The 8,898-nt window shown below is 66.9% G+C and carries 5 protein-coding genes; 3 read left to right on the forward strand and 2 right to left on the reverse strand.

The genetic code is table 11. The features are described from left to right. Positions 1 to 258 precede the first annotated feature (258 nt). Positions 259 to 1,029 (reverse strand): lytic transglycosylase domain-containing protein, encoded by a 771-nt coding sequence (locus tag AC1D1G_RS36715; protein WP_280781464.1) that lies wholly within the window; start codon positions 1,027 to 1,029, stop codon positions 259 to 261. 244 nt (positions 1,030 to 1,273) lie between these two features. On the opposite strand from AC1D1G_RS36715, the gene efeU reads away from it, so the two are divergent. Genes efeU through efeB form a run of 3 tightly spaced genes read left to right on the forward strand, consistent with a single transcriptional unit; the run spans position 1,274 to position 4,639 of the window. Then, complete coding sequence (gene efeU, locus AC1D1G_RS36720; protein ID WP_280781463.1) at positions 1,274 to 2,200, forward strand: iron uptake transporter permease EfeU; 927 nt, start codon at positions 1,274 to 1,276, stop codon at positions 2,198 to 2,200. 16 nt (positions 2,201 to 2,216) lie between these two features. Beyond that, positions 2,217 to 3,356 (forward strand): iron uptake system protein EfeO, encoded by a 1,140-nt coding sequence (gene efeO / locus AC1D1G_RS36725; protein WP_280781462.1) that lies wholly within the window; start codon positions 2,217 to 2,219, stop codon positions 3,354 to 3,356. 2 nt (positions 3,357 to 3,358) lie between these two features. Continuing rightward, complete coding sequence (gene efeB / locus AC1D1G_RS36730; protein ID WP_477955980.1) at positions 3,359 to 4,639, forward strand: iron uptake transporter deferrochelatase/peroxidase subunit; 1,281 nt, start codon at positions 3,359 to 3,361, stop codon at positions 4,637 to 4,639. A 37-nt stretch (positions 4,640 to 4,676) separates the two neighbouring features. Here efeB and AC1D1G_RS36735 read toward each other — a convergent pair whose 3' ends face one another. Then, positions 4,677 to 8,633 carry a diguanylate cyclase domain-containing protein gene (locus AC1D1G_RS36735; protein ID WP_477955982.1) on the reverse strand — a complete coding sequence of 1,319 codons (3,957 nt, stop codon included), beginning with the start codon at positions 8,631 to 8,633 and terminating at the stop codon, positions 4,677 to 4,679. Positions 8,634 to 8,898: the final 265 nt, after the last annotated feature.

Here is an 8,898-nt window from a genome sequence, read left to right on the forward strand (position 1 = left end):
ACCGTGGGGTTACCACGGGAATCGAGGATCTCACGGGCTCCGACCTGCTCAATGATGGCCACTTGCTGATTCTCCTTATATGGGCTTCGCACTGTGCACCGACCGGTCCGATCGTGCCAGGGACACCAGATCGTGCCAGCACACAGCGTAACGGCACACCGAAACCGGCGCGGGATGGCGCGCCCCGCGGACGGCGAGCCGCCCGCGCGACACCTACCGATGTGGCGTCGATCACGTCACGAACCGGCGGCGGAAGGATTACGGGCGCACTCCGACCGAGTAGGCGGACGCACGGTCGCGTACCAGCGTGAGGTACTCGCCCGACAGGTTGTAGGCCATCAGCGCCGACTGCCAGCCCTCCGCAGCGGTGAGGTCGCCGCCCCGCTCGCAGAGGTAGCGGGCGGCGGTCAGCGCTGCGTCGTCGATGTTGTCGGCGTCGGCCACGCCGTCACCGTTGGCGTCGACCCCCCACCGCTTCCAGGTCTCGGGAATGAACTGCAGGGGACCCATCGCGCGGTCGTGCACCGGGTCGCCGTCCATCGCCCCGCCGTCGGTGTCGGGGATTTCGGCGACACCGGGTCCCCCGTCGAGGGGGATGCCCCGGATCTCGGGCGTCACCTGACCGGTGGGCCCGACCGCCGAACCGGCGTGGGTGCCGTGCCGGCTCTCCACACTCGCGATTCCGGCGAGGGTGGTCCACCCGATTCCGCATTCCGGCTTCGTCTCGGCCATCACCGTCGCCGCGTAGCCGTACGCCTCGAGCGCGGTACTCCCGACGCCGATCGAGTCGGCCAGCCCGGCAGACCATCCGTGCAGCTGATCCGCCGAACGCCCGGGTGCGTTGATGTCGATCGGCGGGGTCGCCGCGCCGGGCCCGGGTGGGATGCCTTCCGGAATCGCGATCCTCGGTTGCTGCTCCCGCGAGCATGCGCCGTAGGCGAGAACCACGACCACCGTCGCCGCGAGAAGAGCGAACAGCGGTCCGGGCCATCGGGAACGACGTTTCGGACGCACGGGATATCGGTTCACGTCTCCATCATCCACACGAAACTCGTCGATCCCGGCCACCCGAGACCGCTCCCACACCGAGCCGGGTCACGGCGTGACAACACACCAAAGGTAAAGGGTTGTAAAAGTGCTGGTGAGGGCTTCTTCGGACAAGGAGGCGCGGTGTATGTTTTCCACAGGCCTAAGGTTCGCCTTGCCTATCGCAAGGTTGCCTACCCAACCTTGCGGACCACTCGGCTCGACCCCGCCTCGCCCAGGAGTGTGCATGTCCGTCCTCGCCGCAGGGACCGCGCCGTCGATCGCCACACAGCTGTTCGGCAGTGGATTGATCGGTCTGCGCGAGGGCCTCGAGGCAGGCATCGTCGTCATGATCCTTGCCGCGTTCCTCGTGAAAGCGGAGCGCAAGGACGCACTCAAGTGGGTCTGGCTCGGCGTCGGCATCGCCGTCGCGATGGTGGCCGCGATCTTCCTCGTCATCCACTACGGAACGTCCACCGTCACCGGACTCACCGCGGAGGTCATCGCCGGCGTCGCGTCCCTCGTCGCGGTCGCGATCGTCACCGTCATGGTGCTGTGGATGCGCAAGGCCGCGCGGACCATCTCCCACGATCTCAAGGCGGGCATGGAGAAAGCATTGGTCGCGGGGCCCATCGCGGTGCTCACCCTCGCGTTCTTCGCCGTCGGCCGGGAAGGCGTCGAGACGGCGCTCCTGATGGTCGGGTACGCCGAGAACACAGCGGGTAGCGCCTGGCCTCTCGTCGGCCTCCTGCTCGGTATCGTCGCCGCCGCGATAGTGACGGTCCTGTTGTACTTCGGCGCCGTCCGGCTCGACTTCGCGAAATTCTTCAAGTACACCGGCATCTTCCTGATCATCGTCGCCGCCGGAATCCTCGGCTACGGCATCCATGCCCTGCAGATCGGCGGCGTCCTGCCCGGCGGCTCGGCACTCGCCTTCGACATCTCGGACGGCTACGACGCGTCCAGCTGGTACGGCACCGTCCTGGCCGGGATCTTCAACTTCCGGCCCGACCCGACGGTCCTGCAGGCCGTCGCCTGGGTCGTGTACGTCGTCGTGGTCCTGTTCCTGTTCCTCCGGCCCGTTTCCGCACCCACACCGGCCCCCGCGGCTCCTGCAACCGATACGGCACCCGAGCGCACCGCCTCCCCCACCCCCGACGAGACCGTTTCATGAAAGGCACCTTCCGCCCATGAAGACCACGCGCCGAACCACCTTCGCCCTCGCCTCGGCCGCCCTGCTGCCGCTGGCGCTCGCAGGCTGCACCGAGAAGTCGACCGCGAGCACCGACGACATCACCGTCACCGCGAACGACGACACGTGTGACGTCAGCGCCGACTCCGGAACCACCGGGAACAGCACGTTCCAAGTCACGAACAACGGCAGCAAGGTCACCGAGTTCTACGTATTCGCCGAGGGCGACCGTGCGATGGGTGAGGTCGAGAACATCGGTCCCGGGCTCACCCGCCAGCTCATCGTGTCGCTGCCCGACGCAGGCACCTACCAGCTCGCGTGCAAGCCCGGCATGGTCGGCAACGGCATCCGTCAGGACTTCACCGTCACCGGCGACTCGATGAGCGCGTCCGACGAGAGCGGACAGCTCGCCGAGGCCGCCGACGGCTACCGCCGCTACATCCGCAGCCAGGTCGTCGCCCTGCAGGACACGACGCAGCAGTTCGTCGACGCCGTCAAGGCGGGCAACGTCGAGCAGGCCAAGGCCCTCTTCCCCGTCTCCCGCACCTACTACGAGCGCATCGAGCCCGAGGCGGAGAGCTTCGGCGAACTCGACCCCAAGCTCGACCTGCGGGAGGCCGACCTCGAACCCGGGCAGGAATGGACGGGCTTCCACCGGCTCGAGAAGGATCTGTGGGTCACCGGTCCCCAACCCGACACCAACGCGATCGCCGACCAACTCGTCGTCGACGTCCAGTACCTCGCCGACCAGGTGAACGCCGAGGACTACACGATCGACCCCACCAAGATCGCCGGCGACGCGCAGGGGCTGCTCGACGAGATCTCCACGTCGAAGATCACCGGTGAGGAAGACATCTTCTCGCACACCGACCTGTGGGACTTCCAGGCCAACGTCGACGGCTCGCAGGCCGCGGTCGCCGCACTGCAGCCGATCATCGACGAACGCAATCCCGAATTGGCCGCGAACATCACCCAGCGTTTCGCGGACCTCGATGCCGAACTCGCTCAATACCGCCAGGGTGACGGGTTCGTCTTCTACGACACTGTCAACGAACAACAGCGCCAAGAACTCTCGCGCAAGATCGACGCCCTCTCGGCCGAGGTCAGCCAGGTTCAAGGCGTGGTAGCAGGCGCATAATCATGACTGATCCAACCGGTACGACCGACACGACCACCTCGGTGGACGAGCGCAAGGGAATGTCCCGACGACGTCTGTTCGGCGCCGTCGGGGCGGGAGCCGCCCTCGCCGGCGCCGGTGCACTGGTCGGGCGCGCCACCGCCGCCGAACCCCCGCTCTCGCACGCCGACGTCGTCGCCTTCCGGGGCGAACACCAGGCGGGCATCGTGACGCCCGCGCAGGACCGGATGCACTTCGTGGCGTTCGACGTCACCACGAAGTCCCGTGAGGAGCTCGAAGCGCTGCTGAAGAAGTGGACCGTGATGGCCGAGCGGATGACCGCCGGCGAGGAGGCCACCCCGGACGGTGCCATCGGCGACGGCATCTACGTTCCGCCCAGCGACACCGGGGAGGCGCTCGGCCTGCCGGCGTCCCAGCTGACCCTCACCATCGGGTTCGGGCCCTCACTGTTCGACGACCGGTTCGGCTTCGCGGCCAAGAAGCCTGCCGCGCTCGTCGACCTTCCGCACTTCCGGGCGGACAACCTGGACCCGGCGCGCAGCGGCGGCGACATCGCGATCCAGGCGTGTGCCAACGACCCGCAGGTGGCCGTGCACGCCATCCGCAACCTGGCGCGCGTCGCGTTCGGCACGGCCTCGGTCCGGTGGTCGCAGCTGGGGTTCGGCCGCACCTCGTCGACCTCGACCACTCAGGACACGCCGCGAAACCTGTTCGGGTTCAAGGACGGAACGAACAACATCAAGGCCGAGGAACCCGGCGTCCTCGACCAGCACGTCTGGGTGGGCTCCGGCGACGACCAGGCGTGGATGGGCGGCGGCGCATACCTCGTGGCGCGGCGGATCCGCATGCTCATCGAGCAGTGGGACCGCACCGTGCTCGGCGAGCAGGAACGCGTGATCGGACGGTCCAAGGGCACTGGCGCTCCCCTGAGCGGCAAGGCGGAATTCGACGAACTCGACCTCGATTCCAAGAAGGGTCACGACCCGGTGATCGACGTCGACGCGCACGTGCGACTGGCGTCCGCTCAGGAACTCGGCGGCATCCAGATCCTGCGTCGCGGATACAACTTCACCGACGGCTCCGATGGCTTCGGCCACCTCGACGCCGGACTCTTCTTCATCGCCTACTGCCGCAACCCGCAGGAACAGTTCGTGCCGATGCAGCTCAACCTGTCCAGGACCGACGCGATGAACGAGTACATCCAGCACGTCGGGTCCGCCCTCTTCGCCTGCCCGCCCGGCCTCGCCGAGGGGCAGTACTGGGGTCAGGGCCTGTTCACGTAGAGCCTCCCGATCCCGCGCACCTGACACCGCGTATGCATCAACGGTGTCGGCCGAGCAACCGAAGGTCGAGCTGGTCGGGGGGCAGCGGGCGGCCGTGGTAATGCCCCTGGGTGACGTCGCAGCCGTATCGACGCAAGGCACGCAGGGTGTGTTCGTCTTCGACGCCTTCCGCGACCAGAGACGCGCCCAGGCTGTGTGCGAGCTCCACGGTCGATCGGACGATCGCGACGGATCGAGGGTCGCTGGCGAGGCGGGCGACGAAGACCCGGTCGAGTTTCAGCTCATCGACGGCGAGGTCCTGCAGATAGGCAAGAGAGGACCAGCCGGTGCCGTAGTCGTCGATCGACAATCCGATTCCCAGACCCTGCAGCGCCTCGACCACCCTTCTGGCGCGCCGATAGTCGGTCATCAGGACGCTTTCGGTGATCTCGAGGATCAACGTGTCGGCGGGTAACCGAAGGTCGTCCAGGAGTCGGTCGATCTCCGCGACCAGGTCTGCGTCGAGCAGATTCGTGACCGACAGGTTCACTGCGACGGTCAGCGATATACCGTGATCGAGCCAGCTCCGCGCCTGACCCAGCGCAAGCTCCAGCACTCTCGCTGTCAGTGGACGCATCAATCCTGACTGTTCGGCCTGAGGAAGGAATTGATCGGGTAGGAGTAAGCCGCGGAGGGGATGCTCCCACCGAACGAGAGCCTCGACGCCGTGCACCTGGTCGTCGCAGGCACTGACCTTCGGCTGGTAGTAGCACGTGAGCTCGCCACCATCGATCGCCGTGCGCAGCTCGTCGATGGTCTGTCTCTCCTCGATGCTGCGCTGGTACTCGGCGGTATCGTACACCGCGATCGTGCGGCGGGTGGACTTGGCGCGATACACAGCCACTCCGGCGCACTGCAGCAGATCCTGAGGGTTTGTGCAGTGTTGGGGGCAGAGGGCGATCCCGATCCGCGCCTCGACGCGCACCGTGACCTCGTCGAGGTCGAAAGGCTCGTTTACTGCCTCGAGGAGCTGACCGGCCAGTGCCCGGGCGTCCGTGAGGTCGATTCCTGCCGGCAGCAGGACCGCGAAGGCGTCTCCGTCGAGGCGTGCCGCCAGATCACCCGGTCGCACGGATCTGGCCAGCCGGTCGGCAATCTGGCACAGCAATTGATCGCCCACGTTACGTCCGAACGAGTCGTTGATCTCCTTGAAGCGGTCCACATCCATCAGCAGCAGGCCCGGCCCCGGCCCCTGCCCCGTCCCAGGCTGTGCCGCCTGGTCGAAGTATGCTGCCGTCAGCGCCGCCATGATCGCCCGACGATTGGCCAGGTCGGTGAGGTCATCGGTGCTCGCCTGGCGGTGGCTGTCGGCCAGGACGACGACTTCCCGGAACGTCACCGCGAATCGGGCTGCGACCGTGACGAGGCTGAGCGCGGCGAGCACCACCGCGAGCCCCGGCAACCGTGCATCGTGGTCGAGGACCAGCAGCCCCACCGAAGCGGCGGTGCACACCAGTGGGGGTACCCAGATACCCAGTCCCGGTAGCTGACCGGACTGTCGTCGGCCGGGGGCTCGCCAACTGGCCACGGCCACGAGCATCGCGGCGGCGTACGGGAGCGCGTCGATCCACGTGACCTCCACGTGACCGGCAGCAGTGCGGAACAGGTTGACAGTGTCGGCCACCGCGAACAGCACGAACCCCGCGACCAGCAGCACCCACCGCGGCTCGGCCCGCCACCCCAGCACCGCGAGTGCCCCGACCGCGAGTGCCAACAGCAGCACGTCTCCCACCGGGTAGGCCAACCCGACGATCACCGCCGCGGGTGATCTTTCGGCGGCCGAGTCGATCGGACCGAATGCGACGGCCGTTGCCAGCGCCGCCAGCGTCAACCCTGCGGTGATGGCGTCCAACCAGATCTCGGTCGGCAACCGCCGCGCTCGCGAGCGCAGGAGCACCACCAACCCGGCGTACACAAGTGGGTAGAACGCCAGTTTCAGCAGATCGGCCACCGATGGTGACTGGCCGTCAGGCAGCCACGACATCGACACGACATCGCCCACACACCAGCTGGTCATTCCCAGCGCGATCAGCCACCACGCCCGCCGCTCGGTCGGAATACACCACGCGCGAGCCGCAACCAGAAAGGCGGCCGACAAAGCCAGTCCGTTGTAGAGCACTCCGTGCAGCACGATCCAACCCGCTTGATCACCTGCCCCCAGCACGATCCCGAACAGGACCACACCGATCAGCAGAATCCCCAGCCCCGCCATGACGCCACGCCGCGCCCGATCGGATGGCGACACCCAGCTCACCCGAGCCGGTCGGTGTCGGTTGTGTGCAGACCTCGGCACCGACACGACGTCCCCTCCGGCTACAACCTGATCCGTCACGGGCCGTGCGTGTCGCGGTGTGTTCGTGGCTTCCCCGGGTCCGAGGCTGTGAGTCGGATTGTCGTCGCAGGTCAGCGCGTCCTTCGCGTCGGAGTCGGCCGGGTCCGGCACGTAACTGCGCAGGCAACCACCACCGCAGCGCTTGGCCGCATACATTGCCAGATCTGCCTGTTTGAGCAGGCTCTCGGTCGTCGCGCCGGCGACAGTGGAAATGGTGAGCCCGATGCTGGGGCGGATGGAGAGCACGACACCGTCGATGATGAACGGCGGGGTGAATGCCTCCAGTACCCGATCCGCGGCCGACAGGGCATCTTGGACGCTGCCTTCGACCAGTGCCGCGAACTCGTCGCCTCCGAGCCGGGCGACGGTGTCGGTGCTCCGCATGCACCCGGTGAGCCGTTCGGCGACGCGGATCAACAGCTCGTCCCCGGCGGGATGGCCGAGGCTGTCGTTGACAGTTTTGAAATCGTCGAGATCCACACAGAGCACCACGATCGGGGTGAGTTCCCGGCGCTGGCGCTGCACTGCTTGGTCGAGCCGGTCGAGAAACAAGGCACGGTTCGCCAGTCCGGTCAGTCGGTCGCGGAAGGCCTGCCGGGCCACGGTGAGCAACAACCGTCGGTTCTCGGCCAAGACGATGAACTGCCGTGCCAGCAAGGCGATCACCAGGACGATGATCGCAGCGGGAATCGGCCCGGAGCCCAGGCTGGGCAGCTCCTGCTGTAGGCCGACGGCGGCGGCCAGCAGCAACGGAAGGTACGGCAACCACAACCGTGTTCGAGACGGAATCTGGGCCGGAACCGGTTCGGGTGACGGCTCGCGGGTGCTCGACAGCGCCGCCAGACCAATCGCGGCGAAGGCGGCCACMCAGCCCAGGTCGGTAACGCCGCCGTTGTGATACGTGCCCAGCGCGGTCWGGTACGAGACTGCGCTGGCCGACAACGCCATCAGAATGATCCCGATGCACAGGAGTCCCATGGTCAAGCGCTGCCCGGCCCGCGCTCGAGTCAGCACCACAATCGCCATCGTCGCAATCACCAGGTCCGCGACAGGATAGGCGAGGGATAACACGAGGGAGACCGGTGTGGCGCTCCCCGCACGGTAGACGCTGCCGAGCACGCTCACCCACGACATCACGAACAGTGAACCGGCCACGATGATTCCGTCCAGAATCAGCCGGGTACGGGACTGTCCACTGTCGCCGGTCGGGAACAGCAACAGCGCCGCACATGCGCCGACCGGAAACAGCAGGTACGCAGCAGCCGCCGAGGAAGGAAACGGTATCTGATCACTTCCCTGCCACACCACGTAGTAGCACCAGATGGCTTGGCCGACCGACCAGGCCGCCAGCCCACCCGCCAACGCCAGCCAGCTGCGGCGGCGGCTGCCGCGTCCTCTCCAGGCAGCCCACGCGGTACACCCGGTCGCGACGAGAGCGAACACCAGCAGGCCCACGTCGACAACCACCGTGGTCTTAAACGTGCCACCCCACCCTCGCCACAGCGCCAGCGCGAACAGCAGCGCTGGGACGATGAATACGACCGCGATCGCCCACAGACCGCCTTTCCAGAGGGCCTCGGCGCTTGACGACGTCCCCACCCGCGCGGCTGTCCGATGTTCCATCGCCACCACCCGAACTGCCGCCTGCCGTCAGGAAGAATTGGATTCACAGTTTCCTGAAGTCCATCTTTGCACGACATGCATACTGAAATATAGCCCATAAACAAACCTATGGTTTGTTTATGGGCTGCCCTATGTCGGTACTCGTCACTCCGCACGCACGTTCAACGCTGCCGAATCCCGAACTCCAGCCGGCGCGCGTTCGAGATCGGTCAGCGGCCCACGAGTTTCCGGATCAGCCGGGGAAGGCGCCGCCGAAACCGCGGAC

The organism is Rhodococcus sp. P3_B8 (assembly GCF_056402775.1).

Bases quoted from the DNA above. Each gene is read 5' to 3' on its own strand.
- efeU (WP_280781463.1), top strand. From the start codon at position 1,274: ATGTCCGTCCTCGCCGCAGGGACCGCGCCGTCGATCGCCACACAGCTG.
- efeO (WP_280781462.1), top strand. From the start codon at position 2,217: ATGAAGACCACGCGCCGAACCACCTTCGCCCTCGCCTCGGCCGCCCTG.
- efeB (WP_477955980.1), top strand. From the start codon at position 3,359: ATGACTGATCCAACCGGTACGACCGACACGACCACCTCGGTGGACGAG.